At 37.1% G+C, this 21148-nt stretch carries 23 protein-coding genes and 1 tRNA gene; 14 read left to right on the top strand and 10 right to left on the bottom strand.

Annotation, left to right across the window (positions count from 1 at the left end):
- Positions 1-40: 40 nt before the first annotated feature.
- On the bottom strand, positions 41-2224 hold the full coding sequence (locus tag ABIB30_RS22760) for a glutamine synthetase III family protein (protein ID WP_354305353.1): 2184 nt from the start codon (positions 2222-2224) through the stop codon (positions 41-43).
- A 328-nt stretch (positions 2225-2552) separates the two neighbouring features.
- On the opposite strand from ABIB30_RS22760, the gene gloA2 reads away from it, so the two are divergent.
- Genes gloA2 through fbp form a run of 4 tightly spaced genes read left to right on the top strand, consistent with a single transcriptional unit; the run spans position 2553 to position 5219 of the window.
- Entirely contained in the window at positions 2553-2936 is a 384-nt protein-coding gene (gene gloA2, locus ABIB30_RS22755; protein WP_354305352.1) for an SMU1112c/YaeR family gloxylase I-like metalloprotein, read from the top strand.
- Complete coding sequence (locus ABIB30_RS22750; RefSeq protein ID WP_354305351.1) at positions 2937-3641, top strand: tRNA1(Val) (adenine(37)-N6)-methyltransferase; 705 nt, start codon at positions 2937-2939, stop codon at positions 3639-3641. It begins immediately after the preceding gene.
- 31 nt (positions 3642-3672) lie between these two features.
- Complete coding sequence (locus ABIB30_RS22745) at positions 3673-4164, top strand: metallophosphoesterase family protein (RefSeq protein ID WP_354305350.1); 492 nt, start codon at positions 3673-3675, stop codon at positions 4162-4164.
- A gap of 23 nt (positions 4165-4187) precedes the next feature.
- Positions 4188-5219, top strand: a complete 1032-nt coding sequence (gene fbp, locus ABIB30_RS22740) for a class 1 fructose-bisphosphatase (protein ID WP_354305349.1) — start codon at positions 4188-4190, stop codon at positions 5217-5219.
- Positions 5220-5270: 51 nt separating this feature from the next.
- Here fbp and rnhA read toward each other — a convergent pair whose 3' ends face one another.
- Positions 5271-5744, bottom strand: coding sequence for a ribonuclease HI (rnhA, locus tag ABIB30_RS22735; RefSeq protein WP_354305348.1), 474 nt, complete (start codon positions 5742-5744; stop codon positions 5271-5273).
- A 206-nt stretch (positions 5745-5950) separates the two neighbouring features.
- Positions 5951-6027, bottom strand: a tRNA-His gene (locus tag ABIB30_RS22730).
- 460 nt (positions 6028-6487) lie between these two features.
- On the opposite strand from ABIB30_RS22730, the gene ABIB30_RS22725 reads away from it, so the two are divergent.
- The 4 genes from ABIB30_RS22725 (at position 6488) to ABIB30_RS22710 (ending at position 10530) form a co-directional block, all read left to right on the top strand.
- Entirely contained in the window at positions 6488-7057 is a 570-nt protein-coding gene (locus ABIB30_RS22725; RefSeq protein ID WP_354305347.1) for a UbiX family flavin prenyltransferase, read from the top strand.
- 165 nt (positions 7058-7222) lie between these two features.
- Entirely contained in the window at positions 7223-8542 is a 1320-nt protein-coding gene (gene mtaB, locus ABIB30_RS22720) for a tRNA (N(6)-L-threonylcarbamoyladenosine(37)-C(2))-methylthiotransferase MtaB (RefSeq protein WP_068395593.1), read from the top strand.
- A gap of 31 nt (positions 8543-8573) precedes the next feature.
- Positions 8574-9725 (top strand): prolipoprotein diacylglyceryl transferase, encoded by a 1152-nt coding sequence (locus ABIB30_RS22715; protein WP_354305346.1) that lies wholly within the window; start codon positions 8574-8576, stop codon positions 9723-9725.
- A gap of 10 nt (positions 9726-9735) precedes the next feature.
- The gene (locus ABIB30_RS22710) at positions 9736-10530 is read left to right on the top strand and encodes an inositol monophosphatase family protein (protein ID WP_354305344.1); all 795 of its coding nucleotides are present in this window, start codon (positions 9736-9738) and stop codon (positions 10528-10530) included.
- A 69-nt stretch (positions 10531-10599) separates the two neighbouring features.
- Here ABIB30_RS22710 and ABIB30_RS22705 read toward each other — a convergent pair whose 3' ends face one another.
- From ABIB30_RS22705 to ABIB30_RS22695, 3 genes are all read right to left on the bottom strand, one after another.
- Positions 10600-11151: a NifU family protein gene (locus tag ABIB30_RS22705; protein ID WP_354305343.1), complete on the bottom strand. Its 552-nt coding sequence runs from the start codon at positions 11149-11151 to the stop codon at positions 10600-10602.
- A gap of 116 nt (positions 11152-11267) precedes the next feature.
- Entirely contained in the window at positions 11268-12614 is a 1347-nt protein-coding gene (gene purB / locus ABIB30_RS22700) for an adenylosuccinate lyase (protein ID WP_354305342.1), read from the bottom strand.
- Between the two features lie 105 nt (positions 12615-12719).
- Entirely contained in the window at positions 12720-12941 is a 222-nt protein-coding gene (locus ABIB30_RS22695) for a hypothetical protein (RefSeq protein ID WP_111634798.1), read from the bottom strand.
- A 141-nt stretch (positions 12942-13082) separates the two neighbouring features.
- Here ABIB30_RS22695 and ABIB30_RS22690 point away from each other — a divergent pair, with 141 nt between their 5' ends.
- The 5 genes from ABIB30_RS22690 (at position 13083) to ABIB30_RS22670 (ending at position 16761) form a co-directional block, all read left to right on the top strand.
- Positions 13083-13649, top strand: a complete 567-nt coding sequence (locus tag ABIB30_RS22690; RefSeq protein ID WP_354305341.1) for an RNA polymerase sigma factor — start codon at positions 13083-13085, stop codon at positions 13647-13649.
- 7 nt (positions 13650-13656) lie between these two features.
- Positions 13657-14751 carry a S1C family serine protease gene (locus ABIB30_RS22685; protein WP_354305340.1) on the top strand — a complete coding sequence of 365 codons (1095 nt, stop codon included), beginning with the start codon at positions 13657-13659 and terminating at the stop codon, positions 14749-14751.
- 70 nt (positions 14752-14821) lie between these two features.
- Complete coding sequence (locus ABIB30_RS22680) at positions 14822-15742, top strand: DUF72 domain-containing protein (RefSeq protein ID WP_354305339.1); 921 nt, start codon at positions 14822-14824, stop codon at positions 15740-15742.
- A 103-nt stretch (positions 15743-15845) separates the two neighbouring features.
- Entirely contained in the window at positions 15846-16484 is a 639-nt protein-coding gene (locus tag ABIB30_RS22675) for a peroxiredoxin (protein ID WP_354305396.1), read from the top strand.
- Between the two features lie 79 nt (positions 16485-16563).
- Entirely contained in the window at positions 16564-16761 is a 198-nt protein-coding gene (locus ABIB30_RS22670; RefSeq protein WP_068395614.1) for a cold-shock protein, read from the top strand.
- A 57-nt stretch (positions 16762-16818) separates the two neighbouring features.
- Here ABIB30_RS22670 and ABIB30_RS22665 read toward each other — a convergent pair whose 3' ends face one another.
- From ABIB30_RS22665 to ABIB30_RS22650, 4 genes are read right to left on the bottom strand one after another with little or no spacing between them, the layout of a single operon-like run.
- On the bottom strand, positions 16819-18000 hold the full coding sequence (locus tag ABIB30_RS22665) for a class I SAM-dependent methyltransferase (protein ID WP_354305338.1): 1182 nt from the start codon (positions 17998-18000) through the stop codon (positions 16819-16821).
- The gene (locus tag ABIB30_RS22660; RefSeq protein WP_354305337.1) at positions 17993-19267 is read right to left on the bottom strand and encodes an aspartate kinase; all 1275 of its coding nucleotides are present in this window, start codon (positions 19265-19267) and stop codon (positions 17993-17995) included. The genes ABIB30_RS22665 and ABIB30_RS22660 overlap by 8 nt, the downstream gene beginning before the upstream one ends.
- A 19-nt stretch (positions 19268-19286) precedes the next feature.
- The gene (locus tag ABIB30_RS22655) at positions 19287-19745 is read right to left on the bottom strand and encodes a GNAT family N-acetyltransferase (protein WP_354305336.1); all 459 of its coding nucleotides are present in this window, start codon (positions 19743-19745) and stop codon (positions 19287-19289) included.
- A gap of 4 nt (positions 19746-19749) precedes the next feature.
- Positions 19750-20436, bottom strand: coding sequence for a YggS family pyridoxal phosphate-dependent enzyme (locus tag ABIB30_RS22650; RefSeq protein WP_354305335.1), 687 nt, complete (start codon positions 20434-20436; stop codon positions 19750-19752).
- Between the two features lie 71 nt (positions 20437-20507).
- On the opposite strand from ABIB30_RS22650, the gene ABIB30_RS22645 reads away from it, so the two are divergent.
- Complete coding sequence (locus ABIB30_RS22645; protein WP_354305334.1) at positions 20508-21146, top strand: DUF4296 domain-containing protein; 639 nt, start codon at positions 20508-20510, stop codon at positions 21144-21146.
- Positions 21147-21148 lie beyond the last annotated feature (2 nt).

Raw genomic sequence — 21148 nt, 5'->3', positions numbered from 1 at the left:
GTTTTAAGCGCAGAGGTTATATCAATAAATTAATGGAATTCTATTTTAAAAATAACAACTCTCTGAATTTTGGTAATGGCCAAACGCTGTCGTCTACAATTTGCTCTAATTTGTCAATATTGTAACGGATGGTGTCAAAATGAGATTTAACTTTCTCATCGTAAGCGATAGCTTTTTCTCTTGAATCTTCAATGGTATTGGCAACTTTACGTGCTTCTAACATCGCATCAATTGTAGTTTTTACGATTGACAAGTGATCAGATAATTTGTTGATGATTGCTAATGGTGTAACTAATGCTTCTTTTGATAAACCTAATTCTTTAATGCTTTTTGCATTCTCCAATAGGGTATTCTGATAAGCGATACAAGCAGGAATAATCATGGTATTCGCAACTTCACCCATTACTCTGGCTTCAATCTGTAATTTTTTGTAATAACTTTCTAAAAGAATGTCATGACGTGCATGCAGCTCACGTTTAGTGAAGATGTTTGCTCTTTCAAATAATTCAGTTGATTTCTCAGAGATATAAGCGTCTAATGCTAATGGAGTAGTTTTGATGTTCGCAAGACCACGTTTAGCTGCTTCATCTTCCCAGTCCTGGCTGTAACCATTTCCTTCGAAACGAATATCTTTTGATTCTTTAATGTATTTTTTGATGATGGTTAAAAGAGCGATGTCTTTTTTCTCGCCTTTTTTGATCAATTTATCAACTTCAACTTTAAATTTAACCAGTTGATCTGCCATGATAGAGTTCAGGACTGTCATCGGTGCTGATGAGTTTGCTGAAGATCCTACGGCACGTAATTCAAATTTATTACCTGTAAAAGCAAATGGTGAAGTACGGTTACGGTCGGTATTGTCTAATAAGATTTGTGGGATTTTAGGGATACCTAACCACAATGCATTATCTTCTTTGATTTTTTTGCTGATACGTGAGTGCTCGATCTCATCTAATACTTCGTTCAATTGCTGACCTAAGAAGATCGAAATGATTGCCGGTGGTGCCTCGTTAGCGCCTAAACGGTGATCATTACTTACTGAAGCGATACTTGCTCTCAGTAAATCTGCGTGTTCGTGTACTGCTTTGATTGTATTCACAAAGAAAGCAAGGAACATCAGGTTGTTTTTAGGCGTTTTACCTGGAGCTAACAGGTTTTTACCTGTATTTGTGATTAATGACCAGTTGTTATGTTTACCTGAACCGTTGATGCCTGCATATGGTTTCTCATGTAATAATACTTTGAAATTATGACGGCGTGCAACTTTTTCCATCAGATCCATCAATAATTGATTGTGATCGATAGCCAGGTTGATTTCTTCGTATAATGGTGCACATTCAAATTGCAATGGTGCAACCTCGTTGTGACGGGTTTTTAAAGGAATGCCTAGTTTAAAGGCTTCATTTTCGAAATCAACCATGAAAGTGAATACACGCTCAGGAATTGATCCGAAATAATGATCGTCTAATTGTTGTCCTTTAGCGGACATATGACCAAATAAAGTACGGCCTGTTAAAGCTAAATCCGGACGTGCGTTAAATAAAGCAAGGTCAACCAGGAAGTATTCCTGCTCAATCCCTAAAGAAGCGGTTACTTTGTCAATTCCTTTATCGAAATATTGACAAACGTCAACTGCTGCTTTGTCTAATGCATTTAATGCTTTTAATAAAGGAGCTTTATAATCTAATGCTTCACCAGTATAAGCTACGAATACAGTTGGAATACATAAGGTTTTTCCTGCTTTACTTTCCATAATGAAAGCTGGAGAAGAAGGATCCCATGCAGTATAACCTCTGGCTTCGAAAGTATTTCTGATACCACCATTCGGGAAACTTGATGCATCTGGTTCTTGTTGTACCAACGCACTGCCTGCAAATTTTTCTACCGGACCATCAATCGTAGGTTCGAAAAAAGAGTCATGTTTTTCAGCTGTAGATCCTGTTAATGGTTGAAACCAGTGCGTATAGTGGGTAACCCCTTTAGACATCGCCCAATGTTTCATCGCTGTAGCGATCTGATTGGCATCATCCTGATTAATTAATTCACCCTGATCGATTGCTGAGATAAGTTTTTCGTAGACTTCTTTGGATAAGAAATCTTTCATTTTCTTTTTATCGAACACGTTTGAGCCAAAAAACTCAGAAATTTTGGCTGATGGAGCCTTAACTTCTGGTGAAACTCTGGTTTGTGCTTCTTTTAATGCGTTTGTCCTTAAGCTTTTCATTAGTTTCTTTAAAATTTGATCAAAAATATAATTTTTATAATTAATTATTGAATAATTCTGACTAAAAAATCAATTATCAATATGTTAATTAATATCATTCTGGATATTTTGGTGCATTTAACAAGCGTTTAGCTTCTTTAAGCTCGTTTTTTCGGCTTTAATGCTTGTTTGAGCCTGGATTGCTTTTTTTGTTAAATGGATGTTATTTTTCGGAATTTAGTCATTTCTATCCTTATAATTTGAAGATAATCTTGTTTTTATGTTAAATTTCTGCTCAAACCTTTATAATTTTTACATTTGATCAGGATTTAAAACAAGAAAAGAGCTTATGTTTAAAAGAATTCATCATGTTGCTATAATTTGTACAGATTATACGGTTAGTAAAAATTTCTATACTAATATATTAGGTTTAACGGTTGTTCAGGAGGTATACAGGGAGGAACGTAATTCTTATAAATTGGATTTGTCTGTAAACGGACTTTATCAGATAGAATTGTTTTCTTTTGAAAACCCTCCTGAAAGACCTTCCAGGCCTGAGGCTGCGGGTTTGAGGCATTTAGCTTTTGAGGTTGATGATGTCGCTGCTGTAGCGGCTGCGTTGAATGCCAAAGGAGTGGTGACAGAAGAACTGAGAATTGATGAATATACGGGTAAGAAATTTACTTTTTTTACTGATCCTGACGGATTACCGCTTGAAATTTATCAAAGCTAAATGGGGAGTGTTTTCAGATTTAAACAGTTTGAAGTTGATCAGGCTGGTTGTGCGATGAAAATAAATACGGATGGTGTTATTTTAGGAGCTTTAGCAGCGCATCCGTATCCTGTAAACATTCTGGATATAGGTACTGGCACTGGCGTAATTGCATTGATGATGGCACAGCGTTTCCCTTCTGCCCATGTGAATGCGGTTGAAATTGATGAGTCTGCTGCACTAGCGGCAGCAAAAAATTGTCTGAATTCTGTATTTACTGACAGAATGAGTGTGTCTTATTCTTCCTTTGAAGGTTTTACGACCACGCTGAAGTATTCTATGATTGTTTCCAATCCTCCTTATTTTGTGAATGATCTAAAGAATCCTGAAAAGAGAAAGGAGATTGCGAGGCATGCGGATGAGGATTTTTTTGCCTTATTGTTGAAAAAGACTGCGGGGATGCTGACTGAAGATGGATTACTTTGGCTGATTCTTCCGGTGAAACAGGCAGAGTCTGTTGTGGTCAACGCGGTACTTCAAAAACTTTTTCCTTCAAAAATAGTTCATGTGTATTCGGATCAGACCAAGGCTTCTTTCAGACAGATTATTTGTCTTGGTTTTTCTGACAGGCCGCCTGTGGAAGAACATTTATATATATATGAAGGATTAAATTTATACACGGATCAGTATAAATATCTGCTCAGGGATTTTTTACTGGCCTTTTAAACAATTTTTAATAAATTTTAACGGATTCTAAATGACAAAGATTGGATTAATTTCAGATACGCATGGTTACCTGGATGATGCGGTTTATAAGCACTTTGAAGAGTGTGATGAGATCTGGCATGCAGGGGATTTTGGGCCTGATGTTGCGGAAAAGTTAAAAGCGTTCAAACCGCTAAAAGGAGTGTACGGAAATATTGACGATAAGGAGATCAGGGCAGAGTTTCCAGAGCATCTGCGTTTTAACTGTGAAAATGTGGATGTTTGGATGACTCATATTGGCGGGTATCCTGGGAGATACGCTCCGAATGTAAAGGGTGAAATATACACTAACCCACCGAAGCTTTTCATTACTGGTCACTCTCATATCTTAAAAGTAATGTTTGATCCTAAAATTAGCTGTTTGCATATAAACCCGGGTGCAGCTGGTAAATCAGGCTGGCATAAAGTTAAAACTTTAATTCGTTTTTGTATTTCGGAAGAAAAAATCCATACCTTAGAGGCCATAGAAATAGGTAATAGGTAACGTATAAAGTACACTAAGTATATATGTCGGGTATAAAAACATTAGGACAATTCATTATTGAGAAACAGGCTGATTTCTCTTACGCAAAAGGAGAGCTTTCCAGATTATTGAGAGATATAGGAATCGCCGCAAAAATTGTTAACCGGGAGGTAAATAAGGCAGGATTGGTAGATATTCTCGGAGATGCAGGAACGGTAAATATCCAGGGGGAGGGGCAGAAAAAGTTAGATGTTTTTGCAAATACCCAGTTTATTTCTGCACTGACCAGCGGAGGAGAGTGCTGTATCGTTGCCACTGAGGAGGAAGATGACTTTGTTCCTATTGATTCTCCGGTCTCTAAAAATGCAAAATATATTGTTTGTATTGATCCTTTGGATGGTTCTTCAAATATTGATGTTAACGTGGCTGTGGGAACTATTTTCTCGATTTATCGCAGGAAATCTGTAGAAGGAATGGCTACTTTGGCTGATGTGCTTCAAAAGGGGACAGAGCAGGTAGCGGCGGGTTATGTGATCTATGGTTCTTCAACGATGCTGGTTTATACAACTGGTAAAGGAGTGAATGGTTTTACGCTTGATCCTTCTATTGGAGAGTTCTGTTTATCTCATCCGAACATGAAAGTTCCTAAGGATGGTAGTATTTATTCGATCAATGAAGGAAATTATGTGCATTTCCCTATGGGAGTAAAGCAATACCTTAAGTATGCACAGGTTCATGATGAGGCGACTAACAGGCCTTATACTTCGAGATATATTGGTTCTATGGTCGCTGATATTCACCGTAATTTAATTAAGGGTGGTATTTATATCTATCCGACTACGGCAAGCTCTCCGAATGGAAAGCTGAGGTTATTGTATGAATGTAACCCAATGGCATTTATTGTAGAGCAGGCGGGAGGCACGGCTTCTGATGGTTTTAGAAGGATTTTAGAGATAGAGCCTGTAGAATTACATCAGAGATCATCTATTTTTATCGGTTCAGAGAAAATGGTAAAGATGGCTGAAGAGTTGATGGCTACTTACGCGGTAACTGATTCGAAAGTTAAAACTGCTTAGTTTTAATGTGATATATGTAAACAGGGGCAACTTTAAGCTGTCCCTGTTTTTTTATAATAAAGTTGCTCTGTTTTTTTCTGCTTCGAATTCTATATCGATTTGCTGTGCGGCTCTGTCTTTGGAGGCTGCAACGGCTAATACATCGCATCTTTCGTTTTCAGGGTGATCGTTGTGCCCTTTGATCCAGATAAATTTGATGTCATGTAATTTGTGGACAGCGAGGTAACGAATCCAGAGATCTTTATTTTTTTTATCCTTGAATCCTTTTTTGACCCAGCCGAATACCCATTTCTTTTCTACAGAATCTACAACGTATTTAGAGTCTGAGTAAATGGTAACCTGTGCGCCTGGTTGTTTAATGGCATTCAGGCCTTCGATAACGGCGAGCAGTTCCATCCTGTTGTTAGTCGTCATGCGGAAGCCTCCGCTTAATTCTTTATAATGACTACCTGAACGTAATATTACGCCATATCCTCCTGGTCCTGGGTTTCCGCTTGCTGCACCGTCCGTGTAAATTTCAATCATTATGCTTTGTAATTACTATAAATAAGGTTATAGTGTCTAATTCGTATTTGGGCTAAATTACAAAAGAAAATGTAAATGGGGATAAACGCAATTGTTTTAAGAAGGCTGCATGGAGAGAATAATGGTGGGCATATTTTATTGTTGCAAAAAAATTGGAGTCAAAAAAAAAGCAGTCTGTGAAGACTGCTTTTATACTGATTTTATAATGGGGTGGAATATGGGGCTCGAACCCACGACCCTCGGTACCACAAACCGATGCTCTAACCAACTGAGCTAAAACCACCGTGTTTTTCAGTTTGACAAAAGTACGAATTATAATAACGTTAGCAAATTATTCTGAACTAAAATCGGAATTATTTTTTAAACTATTCATAGACAGTATTTTAAATTTTACTGAAATTTTAAAACATATGCTGGATTTGAGGACGTGAGAGTAGATAAATGACTTTTTTGAGAATTTTCAATGGTTCGATTTAACGTTTCTTAGGTGAGACAACTAATATGCGGAGGTTTTTTATGTTACCTTCAAAAAAAATAAATGGCTTTATCATAGTGTAAAAGGTACAATTAACATCATTGTATCATAAATACTTAAAAAGTGTTAAAATTTTCTTTTTGTTAGAAAAGAATATTACATTTGAGCTTACCCTTTCGAGGGTATGTTTTTCATAGGTAGATGTAGGGCCGGAAATTTATTTTCGGCCCTTTTTTGTTTCTATAGGTTCTGTATCTTTACTGCCTCTATGAAGAAGAAGAAAATCATCGTCGCGATCACCGGAGCCAGTGGTTCTGTTTATGCTAAACTCTTATTGAATAATTTGCTGCAGCTGGCTGACCAGGTTGAAGCGGTAGGTGTAGTGATGTCTGACAACGCAAAAGAGGTTTGGCGTTTTGAATTGGGGAATAGTGACTACGAGCAGTATCCTTTTACCTTTTATTCAAAAATGGATTTTAATGCTCCTTTTGCTTCCGGATCTGCAAAATTTGATACGATGATTATTATTCCTTGTTCTATGGGGACTTTAGGAAGAATCGCTCATGGCATCTCTAATGATTTAATTTCAAGAGCTGCTGATGTTATCTTAAAAGAACGCAGAAAACTGATTGCTGTAGTCAGAGATACGCCTTTTAGTCTGATTCATATCAATAATATGAAAACGGTGACTGAAGCAGGTGGTATTATCTGCCCGGCCAGTCCATCTTATTATAGTATTCCAACAACTATTGAAGAAGCAGCACAAACTGTAGTGAGCAGAGTCATAGATCTTGCAGGATTAGAACAGGATAGTTACAGGTGGAACGAAAACCAGTAAATTGGTATAAAGATAAGCCGCATGCATAATTTGACAATGAACAAATGTTTGGGGTTATACAAACATTAATCTAAAAACTTATCTTTGCACCTCAAATGAATGCTGATATATTCAGCACTATACAATAATGTATAATGCTTATTAGCCTCATAACAATATATTTCAATGAAGAAAGTAGCATTTTATACACTGGGTTGCAAGTTAAATTTTTCGGAAACTTCAACTATCGGACGTCTTTTTACTGATGCAGGTTATGCTGTTGTAGATTTTACTGACGCCGCTGATGTATATGTCATCAATACCTGCTCTGTAACTGAGCATGCGGATAAAAAGTGCCGTAAGGTAGTGAAGGAGGCTCTTAAATATGCGCCAAACGCTTATATTACTATTGTAGGGTGTTATGCGCAGTTGAAACCTGTTGAAATTGCTGAAATTGAAGGTGTGGATATGGTATTGGGTGCGGCTGAGAAATTCCGTATTGTAGAATATATCTCAGACCTGACCAAATTGCCAAAAGCTGTAATTCATCAGCAAAATATTGAAAAAGTTAATCATAATTTCATAGCAGCCTATTCTATAGGTGACAGAACACGTACTTTCCTGAAAGTTCAGGATGGTTGTGATTATCCTTGTACTTATTGTACGATCCCGCTTGCAAGAGGTGGCAGCAGAAGTGATACCATAGAAAATGTGGTTAACCGTGCCCGGCAAATTGCGGAGAGTGGTGTAAAAGAAATTGTACTGACAGGTGTAAACCTTGGTGATTTCGGTATCCGTGACGGAAAGCGTGAGGATAAGTTTTTTGATTTGGTGAAAGCTTTGGATGAGGTTGAAGGTATTGAAAGAATCCGGATCTCTTCTATTGAGCCTAATTTATTAAGCAATGAAATTATCAGCTTTGTAGCTGCTTCTAAAAGATTTGTACCCCATTTTCATATTCCATTACAATCGGGTTCTGATAAGATCCTGGGACTGATGAAAAGACGTTACCGCAGAGATTTATATACGGAACGTGTAGCGACGATTAAAGCATTAATTCCTGATTGTTGTATTGGAGTGGACGTAATTGTCGGTTTTCCGGGAGAAACAAAGGAAGACTTCTTAGATACTTACCAGTTCCTGAATGAACTTGATATTTCTTACCTGCATGTTTTCACGTATTCGGAGCGTGAACAGACTGAAGCTGCTGAAATGACTGGTGCTGTTGCCGGAAGTACACGTGCCGACAGAAGCAAAATGCTGCATATCTTATCTGATAAGAAACGCAGGGCTTTTTACCAGTCACAAATTGGAACTGTTGGAGAAGTTTTATTTGAAGATGATCAGAAAAATGGTTTCATGCATGGCTTCACTAAGAATTATGTAAAGGTAAAAGCTAAATATGACCCTGTAATGGTTAATGAAATTAAAATGGTTAAACTAATGGAATTAACTGCTGATGGTGAGGTAGAAGTTATGGAAACTGAACAAGTTTTAGCACATTAATCTTATATTCGCGTAAAAAAAATATACGCGTATGTTTCCTACCGTTTCTCATTTTATAGAATATCTCTTCGGTATTCAGGTCCCTTTGCCTTTTAATACTTTCGGTGTATTTGTCGCCCTGGCTTTTATTGCGGGTTACTGGGCGTTTACGCAGGAACTAAAAAGAAAAGAAGCTTTAGGTTTATTACATCCTGTAAAAAGAATCATCACTATTGGTCAGCCTGCAACGACTACAGAATTAATTTCTAATTGTATTTTTGGTTTTCTGATTGGTTATAAACTGGTTTATGCTTTATTGAACTATCGTTTATTTGTGAGCGATGCGCAAACTGTATTGTTATCAATGAAGGGAAATATTCTGGGCGGCTTATTCTTTGCCGGATTATTTGCGTACTGGGATTATAAAGAAAAAAATAAATTCAAACTTGCTCAGCCTAAAAAAGTAGAAGTTACGGAACATCCTTATGAGTTGATGGGAAATATGATCGTATGGGCTGCGGTATGGGGTTTCCTGGGTGCAAAAATATTTGATAATCTGGAACACTGGGATACTTTTATCCAGGATCCTATTGGTGGATTATTGTCTTTTAGTGGCTTAACATTTTATGGCGGATTAATCTGCGGTGGTGCAGCTGTATTATATATTGCAAAGAAAAATGGTATCAAACCTTTACATATGCTGGATGTTGGCGGACCCGGAATGATGCTGGCTTATAGTGTCGGCCGGATTGGTTGCCATATGTCTGGTGACGGGGATTGGGGGATAGTAAATATGAATACTAAACCTTTTGGCTGGTTACCTGATTGGTTATGGGCCTATACTTATCCAAACAATGTGGCGATGGAAGGTGTACCTATTCCGGGCTGTGCTGGCAAATTCTGTAACGTATTGCCTCTTCCTGTATATCCTACGCCTATTTACGAGGTGATTGTATGTTTTATCTTATTCCTTATTCTATGGCGTATCCGCCACCAGATTAAGCTTCCGGGCATGATGTTCGGAATTTATCTTATGATGAACGGGCTGGAGCGATTTTTCGTCGAGCTGATCCGTGTCAATTCAAAGTATCATGTTGCAGGTATCTCTTTTACACAGGCAGAGTTGATTTCTTCTCTCTTGTTTATCGGTGGTTTGTTATTGGTAGCGTTCTCGATAAAGAATAAAAATACACACACAAGCTAAATTTTACAATTTGAATTACGAATTACTGAGTTCACAGGTTATCGCAATCGCGCGGTTGGCGGGCAATTTTATACGGAAGGAATCGATGCGTTTTGATGCGGAGGCTATTGAATTCAAGGGATTAAACGATTTGGTTTCTTATGTAGATAAAACTGCTGAAGAGATTATTGTCGAAAATATTGATCAATTGATACCGGATGCTGGTTTTACAACTGAGGAACAAACGATCAATACAAAGGGAAAAACATATAATTGGATTATAGATCCGCTGGATGGTACTACAAACTTTATTCATGGTGTGCCAACTTATTCTATCAGTATTGCTTTGTATGAAGAGGATAAGCCTGTTTTAGGGGTTGTTTATGAGATCAACAGGGGTGAGATGTTTCATAGTTATAAAGATGCTCCTGCTTATTTAAATCACAAACCTATCCGGGTTTCTCAGCGGAATAGTCTGGCGGATTCTTTACTGGCTACTGGTTTTCCTTATTATGAGTTTGATAAACAGGCTCAGTATATGAAGTTACTGGCCGAGTTAATGCAGAAAACACATGGTTTAAGACGGATAGGTTCTGCTGCGGTAGATTTAGCGTATGTGGCTTGTGGTAGATTTGATGCGTTTTTTGAGTATAACCTGAATTCATATGATGTAGCTGGCGGTGCTTATCTGGTGCAGCAGGCTGGCGGAAAGGTGATGAATTTTGGCGGTGGTGATGAGTTCATTGAGCGCAGGGAAATTCTGGCGACCAATGGCTTGGTCGATATAGAAATGCTGGAAGCTATCCAGCGGCATTTTGAAAGTTAAATATAAAAAAAAGGTCTGTGAATTATTCACAGACCTTTTTTTTACTTAGTCTTACAGAGCTGTTTTGAGTTATAAAGCGTTGGAAACAACTTCTTTTACTTCAGGAACCATACGCTGTAATAAATTCTGAATACCAGATTTTAACGTGATTGTAGAGGAAGGGCATCCGCTGCATGAACCGCGAAGTTCAACGGTAACTACACCTTCTTCAAATGATTTATAGCTGATTGCACCACCATCCTGTTCAACAGCGGGACGCACGTAGTCATGTAGTATCTGCTGGATTTTTACTTCCAGGTCAGATCCTTCAAAAGCAGGTGCTTCTTCTGTGGTAATTTCTTTTATTTTATATTCTGATTCTACAGCACCTTTAACAAACTCCTTTAAAATAGGCTCAATATCAGGCCATTCAGCATCTTCAGTTTTTGTAATGGTTACGAAATTACTTGCAAAAAATACACCACTAACAAAATTAAACTTGAATAATTCTTTTGCAAAAGGAGAGTGCTCAGCACTTTCTTTTGTAGCGAAGTCCTCGCTGCCATTAATCAGAAGTTTATTAACCATAAACTTCATGGTGGCAGGATTCGGGGTTTGTTCTGTATATACGTTAATAGTCATTGTCTCTTTTTTCTTACAAAAATAAATAATTAGCGATTCAATTACAGATATCGATGTCTGTTTTAGGTCATTATATATTATCTTGTATTAAGGTACTATTTAAAACCTGAATTTAGTTAAAATACGCCAGTATAATTAAAAGGAGTGATTTGCTTTAATTCTTGCTTTAAATCCTCATCAATTTGAAGACCATCGATAAATGCTGCCATGGTATGTGCAGTAATTTTCTGATTGGTACGTGTCAGGTCTTTCAAGGCTTCATATGGATTAGGATAAGCTTCCCTTCTCAACACGGTTTGTATGGCTTCAGCAACTACTGCCCAGTTATTTTCCAGATCTGCAGCAATAACTTCATTGTTTAATAAAAGCTTATTCAGCCCTTTTAAAGTAGAAGAGATAGAGATTATCGTATGTGCCACTGGTACACCTACGTTTCTTAATACAGTGGAGTCTGTTAAATCTCTCTGTAAACGTGAAATAGGCAGTTTCGCAGCAAAGAATTCAAATAGTGCATTCGCCAGTCCAGCATTTCCTTCTGCATTTTCGAAGTCAATAGGATTTACTTTATGCGGCATTGCTGAAGAGCCTACTTCTCCTTCTTTAATTTTTTGCTTGAAATAGTTTTTAGAAATATAAGCCCAGATATCTCTGTCCAGGTCAATAATAATCGTATTGATCCTTTTCAGTGCATCACATTGTGCTGCAAATTGATCATAGTGTTCAATTTGTGTAGTATGCTGTGCGCGGTTTAAAGTTAATATATCATTGACAAAGTGGTTGGAAAAGTCTACCCAGTTAATTCCAGGATAAGCGATATGATGTGCATTGAAGTTTCCTGTTGCACCACCAAATTTGGCACTGTGAGGGATGTTTTTAAGCGTATTCAATTGAATTTCCAGGCGTTCTGCGAAAACTAAAAATTCTTTACCCAGTTTAGTAGGGGAAGCTGGCTGACCATGAGTGTGTGCTAATAAAGGAATGTCTTTCCAGTCAGCAGCTAATTCCTGAAGTTTAACAATCAGCAATTGAATGTTTGGATAGTATTCTTCTTCAAGTGCAAGTTTAAATGTGTAAGGGATTGCTGTATTATTGATATCCTGAGAAGTTAATCCGAAGTGGATAAATTCTTTAAAGTCTCCAAGGCCTAAATCATCAAATCTTTTTTTGATAAAATATTCAACAGCTTTAACATCATGATTGGTTACTTTTTCTGTGTCTTTTACTTCCTGAGCGTTTTCATCACTAAACTGTTCGAATATACTGCGGAGTTTGCTGTAATTTGTTTTATCAAAATGGCTTAATCCTGTTAAACCAGTTTCACACAAAGCGATGAAATATTCGATTTCAACGTATACTCTATATTTGATTAAAGCCGATTCCGAAAAATATTTAGCCAGGTTTTGTGTGGTGTTTCTATAACGACCATCAACTGGTGATATAGCTTGAAGAGGAGATAAATTCATGTATAGGGATATTTTTACAAATGCAAAGGTAGCATTTTACTCAAACCTACAGGCACAAAAAAAAGGCTTTGGAGAACCAAAGCCTTTCTGTAGATTTTATCTAGCTTATTTTTTAGCTTCAGCAGCTGGTTTAACTTCAGTAGTAGTAGTTTTAACCGCTGTATCTTTAACTGTTGAATCTTTAACAGTAGTATCAACGTCAGTAGTAACAACTGAAGAATCAGTTACTGCTGTATCAGTTGCACCAGCTTTTTTTTCTGAGTTACATGCTGCTACTGATAAAGAGATTGCTAAAGCTAAAAAGCCGAATTTGAATAAGTTTTTCATTTGAATTCTATTTAAAATAATTAATTAATTTTACAGATTAATACCACAATGATCAAAAGGTAACCCACTATTTTAAAAAAAGATTTAAATAATTTTTTTGTCTAATATTGGGTTACCATTCACGTATAAATGTATTAATTGGTGAGTAACAAGTTAAGCGATTCAGTTCCAACAGATAGAGAGGTAGTTTTAGGGATACTAAATAACTCAGAAGATGCACTTAATAAGCTGTACGTCGGGTATTTTCCGATGATTTTGCAGTTTATTATAAATAATAACGGTGATGAGGATGATGCAAAAGATATCTATCAGGAAGCGATTATTATTTTATATAATAAAATTAAAAGCGGAGATTTTGAGTTAAGCAGCAAACTTAAGACCTATATATATTCAGTTTGCAGACGTATTTGGTTAAAAAAGCTTGCGCAGCAAAGCAAAAAAACAAATAATGTTTCTGATTTTGAGGATGTAGTGTCAGTAGAGGTTGATTTAGAGTATCATGAAGAGAAAGATCTTCAGTTTGAGAAGATGGGTTCGGCGTTAGAGAACCTGGGGGAACCTTGTAAAACTATTATTCAGGATTTTTATATAAATAATCTCTCCATGCAGGATATCTGTGAGAAGTTTGGCTATACCAATACGGATAATGCCAAAACTCAGAAATATAAATGCCTGCAGAGATTAAAGAAATTATTTTTTCAATCTTAAGTACGGTATGAGGAACGACATAGAATTAGATGCTATCATTGAAGATTACCTCAGGGGTAAACTTACAGCCGCAGAAGCAGAAGCTTTTGATAAATTGCGCGCCAATGATCCTGTAATTGATCATAAAGTAGTTGCGCATAAAGTTTTTATGGATGCAATAAAGCAATATGGTAAAGTCCTTTCTTTGAAAGAGCAGATGGACAGGGCCCATGCCGGAATAAATGTAGCTGCACTGAGCGAAGAGCTTAGACCGCATCCTTCGTTTATTATCAATATGTGGCGCAAAAATAAATCGGCAATGGCCATTGCTGCCTCATTCATCCTGTTAACTATATTTTCTATCTATTCTATACAGCATAATACCTTGCAAAACGGTAGTTATGAAGTAATGCGCAGAGAAATTACCAATATCAAAAACAGTCAGAATAAACTGGTAAGAACTATCAATTCAAGCCCTAAGACTGAAAAAGGACATGTGCGGTCGGCCCAATTTGGCGGAACAGGGTTTGCCTTAACTGCAAATGGATATTTATGTACAAATTACCATGTAGTGAGAGATGCGGATTCAGTTTATGTACAAAATAATAAAGGAGACTCTTACAAGGTTAAGGTTGTTTACCGTGATCCGCAGTATGATATTGCAATCCTGAAAATTATTGATGAGTCATTTACTCCTCTTTCTGCTATTCCATATAAATTGAAGAAAAATAGTATCGGAATGGGTGAGAATGTATATACGTTAGGTTATCCAAAGGATGATGCGGTATTGGGTGAAGGTTATATCAGCTCAAAAACAGGTCATGTGGGTGATACTACGCAATATCAGGTTTCTATTCCAATCAATCCTGGAAACAGTGGTGGACCTTTATTGGATAACTATGGTAATATTATCGGTGTGATTACTGCGAAAGAAAACCAGGTTGATGGTGCAACATTTGCCATCAAGTCTAAATACATTCTGGAAGCTTTAAATGCAATTCCTCAGGATTCATTAGGTAAGAAGGCTGTCTTTGCTAAAAAGAATCCTTTACAGGGCTTAAACAGAACTAAACAAATAGATAAGATTGAAAATTATGTCTATATGATCAAAGTATATAATTAAGCGAAACGCTTTTTTTTAAAACCCCGAAACATAATGCTTGTTTCGGGGTTTTGTTTTTAAAGCCAATTTTATGGAATTTGGAAAAGTAAATTCAGATCAGGTAAAGGATATAGATTTTACGTTGCCTGAGGATGGAGCGCAGACTTTGAAAGTATTAAATGAGGCGCAAAGCGATCACAAGACCGAGGTCTTTATAGGCTGCGCGAAGTGGGGCCGGAAGGAGTGGGTAGGATTAATCTATCCGCCTAAAACTAAGGAAGCGGATTTCCTGGATGAATATGCAAAACATTTTAATGCAATAGAATTAAATGCGGCTTACTACCAGATTCCTTCTATAGAGTCGGTACGCAAATGGCGTAAAAAGGCCTTGGATAATACGCCTGGTAATTTTTTATTTTGTCCTAAATTTCCCAAAATTATCAGTCATGATCAGCGACTGACGGGATCGGAGCAGTCTACTGCTGAATATTTGAAAGCGGTTGCAGAATTCGGAGATACATTAGGTGCTTGCTTCTTGCAGTTAAGTGAAAGTTTTGGGGTGAAAAACTTGCCGGTTTTATCGGATTATCTTAAATTTCTTCCTGCAAGTCTCAATGTCTTTGTAGAACTAAGGCATGAGCAGTGGTTTGCTGATCCGGTAGTTAGGCAAAAGGTTTTTGAACTCTTTACGGCTACAAAAAAGGGAGCTGTAATTACGGATGTAAGTGGAAGGAGAGATCTGGTACATATGGAGGTTACTGTACCTGAAGTATTTATCAGGTTTATAGGTAATGGTATTGCGCATAAAAAGAGTGATTTTGCAAGGATTGAACAGTGGGGAGAAAGGCTGAGGTTATGGCAAGAGAAAGGTCTTCAAAAGATTTACTTTTTTCTGCATCAGCATGATGAGCTCGACACGCCTCTTTTAGCTGCGCATACGGTAAAGGTGTTTAATGAACAATTGGGGCTTGATATGCCGGCAATATCGCTCCAGCCTACATTGTTTGATTAGCATCATTAAATATGAATGTTCGACATTATTGATAATATTCTACTATATTAGTAGTGTTTGTAAACAGATATAATTGTCCGATTTAAAATCAAAAAATAATAAGATTATGAGTATCAGAATAGGAGATACCGCTCCAAATTTCAAAGCTAAAACATCAATTGGTGAGATCGATTTTTATGAGTTTCTTGGCGATAGCTGGGGCGTGATTTTTTCACACCCTGCTGATTATACTCCGGTATGCACAACTGAATTGGGCCGTACTGCTTCGCTTAAGGGAGAATTTGAAAAAAGAGATGTAAAGGTGATTGCCTTAAGTGTGGATTCTGTAGAATCTCACAAAGGCTGGATACAGGATATTAATGAAACACAGGATACCAATGTTGAGTTTCCAATTATAGCAGATGAAGATAAAAAGGTCGCTGATCTTTATGATATGATTCACCCTAATGCTTCTGAGACCTTAACAGTGCGTTCATTATTTGTAATTTCTCCTGATAAAAAAGTAAAGTTAATGCTGACTTATCCAGCTTCAACAGGCAGGAATTTTACTGAAGTATTGAGAGTAATTGATTCTTTGCAGCTGACCGCTAAATATAGTGTTGCTACGCCTGCGGATTGGAAAGATGGTGATGATGTTGTCGTGATGAACAGTATTAAAACAGAAGATATTGCTGCTAAATTTCCTAAAGGGCATCAGGTCATTAAACCTTATTTAAGAACTACTCCACAACCAAATAAATAATTTTTAAAACTTGTTGCTTTTCTTTAAGTTTGATATAATTGATAATTTAAAGAAATATTAATTTTTATACTTAAATACTATGAGTACGGGAAAAGTAAAATGGTTTAATACGCAGAAAGGCTACGGATTTTTAATTTACGAAGGAAACAAGGATATTTTTGTCCATTTCAAAGACGTTATAGGCGGTATTGAGAGTCTTCAGGAGAATGATAATGTAGAGTTTGATATCACTGAAGGAAAGAAAGGCTTACAAGCGATAAACGTGAAAAAAATATAAATTTAGTCTTGATGCTAAATGACTGAAGCCTCCCGTAATTGGGAGGCTTTTTGCATATTAATAATGCTGTATAATCGTACTTTTGATAATAATTTTACCCTCAGTATTGCTTTGTGTGAAGATGATGAAGGCCGTATCATCAGGTTTAATATGATATTTATCAACCAGGGTTGCTGCTTTGTCCGGATAATTTCTGACAATTACATTTCCAACCAGGTTTTTTTCCTTCTTTATTTTTGCTGCAGACATCACCTCGTTAAGCTGGAATATCCTTCCTGGAAACTCTGGATGAATGACAGAAGAGGTATAGAGTTGGGTTTGATGATGAAATTTTTGCAGTTGATATGTTTCTGCAATCAGGTTAAAAGCACCGCTTTTTAAAAGAGCCACATCAGGTTCATATAAGTATTGACCTGGAATAACCGAACCTGTGATAGCAGTGCTTCCTTCTTCACCCAGTATAAATCTGAACTGCTTTTGTGTCGCGTTTAAGGTAGTACAAATGATATCAGGGGAACCTTCAAAATCTCTTTCGATCACCCAGATCAATTCTTTGCATTCGTTTTTAACGCTAACAATATGTATTTCAGCTACATGATCCAATTCTTTTAATCCTGCGCTGAGATCTAACAGTGGAGCTGTTTTAAGAAGTATCCGTTTTACTTTTGACAATAACAGGCTGAGATTTTCTACGATATCAGGTGTACAGTCTTTGAGCATAAACACCTTTCCCGAAGTGCTTCTTCTGGCTGGATCAATATAAACGCAATCAAATTCCTGATCGGTATTTTTTAAAAATTCAAGGCCGTCTCCGGAAATGAACTGTACGTTATCCTGTTTCAGTAAAATTCCGTTGTAACTGGCAATTGCTGACAGTTCTTCATTGATTTCGCAGTGGGTAACAGACTTTAATTGTTGAGAGAAGTAGTAACTGTCTACGCCATAACCACCTGTCAGATCAATGATAGAATTTCCTGTAGCTAATCCTGCTTTATAGGCCGCGGTAATCTCTGAGGAACATTGTTCTACTGATAACAAGGGTGGATAGTAAATGAAATCGGTGTGAAACCAGGTTGGCAGTTTACGGAATGACTTTTTTCTGGACGCGATCTGATTGGCCAGTTCTTTTCCTGTAACCTCTGGAAAAGGGCTTTTGGCCATAGCAATTTTATGCACATCTGCATTTAAGTTGTTATGGATGTAATCCTGAACGGCCGGTTCTGTAAGTCGCTTATTCAATAGTTGATTTATCTTTCATTACAATCTGGCAGGTATGACGGCTTTTGACTTCCAGCAGAATATCTTTATTGACAGTCACTCTATTGATCGTATCCTGGTTATAGTAGCGGATGGTCACCAACTCCAATCCTTCGTTGTATTTTACCTTATATAAGATTGATAAATCCTGAATCAGGTTATTTATCTTTTCTTCTTCATGATCTACACTCACTGAAAAGCTCAATGCTGAATTCAGCATCGTATTTACTTTCACTTTGTGTTTATGAAACAGGCTGAAGATATCACTCAGGTTTTCTTCAATGATAAAGGAGAAATCCTTCGGTAAGATGGAAATCAACACCTGATTCACTTTGAAAATGAAGGAAGGTACCGGGAGTTCACTGTTGATCCCATTAATTGCTGTTCCTTCGCTGGTTGGATGAAGAAATGACTTCACATACAAAGGGATATTCTTATTTTGAAGGGGCTTGATTGTCTTCGGATGAATCACTGTTGCCCCGTAATAGGTAAGCTCAATTGCATCATGATAAGAAAGTTGCGGGATCCGCTCTGTTTCATCAAACCATTTAGGGTCTGCATTTAATACACCTGGTACATCTTTCCAGATGGTCAGTGCTGTGGCATCCAGGCAGGCACAGAAAATAGCTGCAGAATAATCTGAGCCTTCTCTACCTAGTGTAGTTGTAAAGTTTTCACTGGTACTGCCAATAAATCCCTGGGTGACTACGATACTTTTCTTCAATAGTGGAACAAGGTTACGTTGGATTTCTGTTTCCGTTTTCTCCCAGTCTACTTGTCCTTCGCGGTAAGTATTGTCAGTTTTAATGAAGTTTCTGGCGTCTGCCCAGACTGCAGAAATATTACTTTCATTGAGATAAGCGGCTACAATTTTAGTAGAAACTACTTCACCAATAGAAACAATCTGGTCATAAATATAATCTGGTGCATCACTTGCTTCTTCTTCTAAGAGCCATTCAATTTCTACGAAAGTATTAGCGACGTCATTAAATACAGGATGGCTATGGTTATCAAATAAATCATTTAAGATATTGAAATGATAAGCTTTGACTTCATCGAGTAAGTCATGCGTGTTTTCTTGGCCGAAGATGTAAGCGTTAGAAAGCAATTCTAGTTTATTGGTCATTTTACCCATCGCAGAAACTACGATCAGTAAATTTTCTTTTTCAGCTTGCTGGATAATAGCAGCAAGATTCTTTACTGCTTCTGCATTCACGACAGAAGCACCCCCGAATTTAAATACCTGCATTGTTTATTTGAAATTGTTTTTAAAGCTGGTCTTTGTTAAAAGACGCATTCAACCATCCTGTCTCAATCTGAGCATTATATTTATTATAGAAGTTAATGGCTGGGTCATTCCAGTCCAGCACTTGCCATGTCATTCCGTTATAATTTTTATCTCTGGCTTCTTTCATTACTCTTTCAAAAAGGATCTTTCCTAATCCTTTTCCTCTCTGACTTTCTGTAACAATGAAGTCTTCCAGATATAAGCGACAGCCTTTCCAGGTTGAGTATCTGGTGTAATAAAGTGCAAAACCCAGAATTCCTGTTGCATCTTCTGCTACAAATGCTTTCCAGACAGGTTGTGTCCCAAATCCGGCATCTTCAAATTCAGCTAAGGTAACGGTAACTTCTTCCGGAGCTTTTTCATAAACAGCTAATTCATGAATCAGCTCCAATAAGCGCGGGCAATCTTCTTTTACTGCGAACCTGAGTTGAATATCCATAAGTTTATGCTTTATAATGTTTGATTTTTCTTACACCAAAAATACTGCTTCCTATTCTTACCATGGTGCTGCCTTCTTCGATTGCTAATTTATAATCGCCTGACATTCCCATAGATAATTCTTTGAATGAATCCTCTTTTCTGAAAAAGCTGGTTTTAATGCCATCAAAAAATACTTTTAGTTCTTGAAATTCATCTTTAGTTTGTTTTTCAGGTGCATTGTTTGTCGCAATACCCATTAGGCCGGTAATACGGATGTTTTTCATAGCAAGGTATTCTTCTGATCTTAAGAGTTCGATCGTTTCTGCATGATCCAGTCCAAATTTCGTATCCTCATCAGCAATATAAACCTGCAGCAAACAGTCAATTACTCTGTCATTTTTTGCCGCTTGTTTATTAATTTCTGCCAGTAGTTTTACACTGTCAACGGATTGAATCAATTTGATAAAAGGAGCGATGTATTTAACCTTATTAGTTTGAAGGTGCCCGATCAGGTGCCATTCAATATCTTTTGGCAGCGCTTCTTGTTTTTCTACCAATTCCTGAACAATGTTTTCTCCGAAAATCCGCTGCCCTGCATGGTATGCTTCCAAAACTGCTGCTGCTTCATTGAATTTTGAGACGGCAATTAATTCGACATTTTCCCCTTCTAATTCCTTTTTATATTTTAATAAGTTATCTGCTATGCTCATTTATCAGTATTTTTGGTAAAATTAACAACCTTAGCTTAAATAGCTACGGAAAAAATAATGTTTTATAAACAATGAGAAATTTTTTGTGCATTTGCCTGCTGGTAATCGGCATAGGAGGATGTAAGCCGGGTATCCCCTCAGATATTGTCCAGCCAGATAAAATGCAGGATGTTTTATTTGACATCCATATGGTAGACGGATATATTTCAACTATTGCCAATGCAGATTCAGCGAAAAGCACCAGTGCGGCTTATTACAAAGGTATTTATAAAAAGTTCGGGATTGATTCTGTGATGTATACTAAAAGTATGAATTACTATTATGATCATCCTGAGGTTTTAAATACGATGTATGACAAGATTACAGGAAAATTAAAAAAAGTAAAAGAGAAGGAAGATAAAATCAATGCAAAACGTTTAAAGAAAATTGCAGCTATCGAAAAGGCGAAAAAAGATAGCCTGGATAAAGCTGACCCTAAAAGGGTAATCAGAGCGGCAGCAGCTAAAAAAGATAGTCTTGCCAAGGCAGAAATACTGCTGAAAAAGACTAAAGCAGATGCTGCGAAAAAAATAAAGAAAGATAGTCTTGCCAGAGTAACTGAATTGAAGAAGGTGAAAAAGGAAGAGGCTAAGAAATTAAAGGTGCGTACAGATGAGGCAGCGGCCCTGAAAAAGGAAAGTGATGCCAGTGCGGCTAAAAAGAATCAATAGAA

This window comes from Pedobacter sp. UYP1 (genome assembly GCF_040547305.1).
Lineage (GTDB): Bacteria > Bacteroidota > Bacteroidia > Sphingobacteriales > Sphingobacteriaceae > Pedobacter.
The sequence above is the reverse complement of the archived record's forward strand: the minus strand, read 5'-3'. Positions and strand labels throughout refer to the sequence as shown.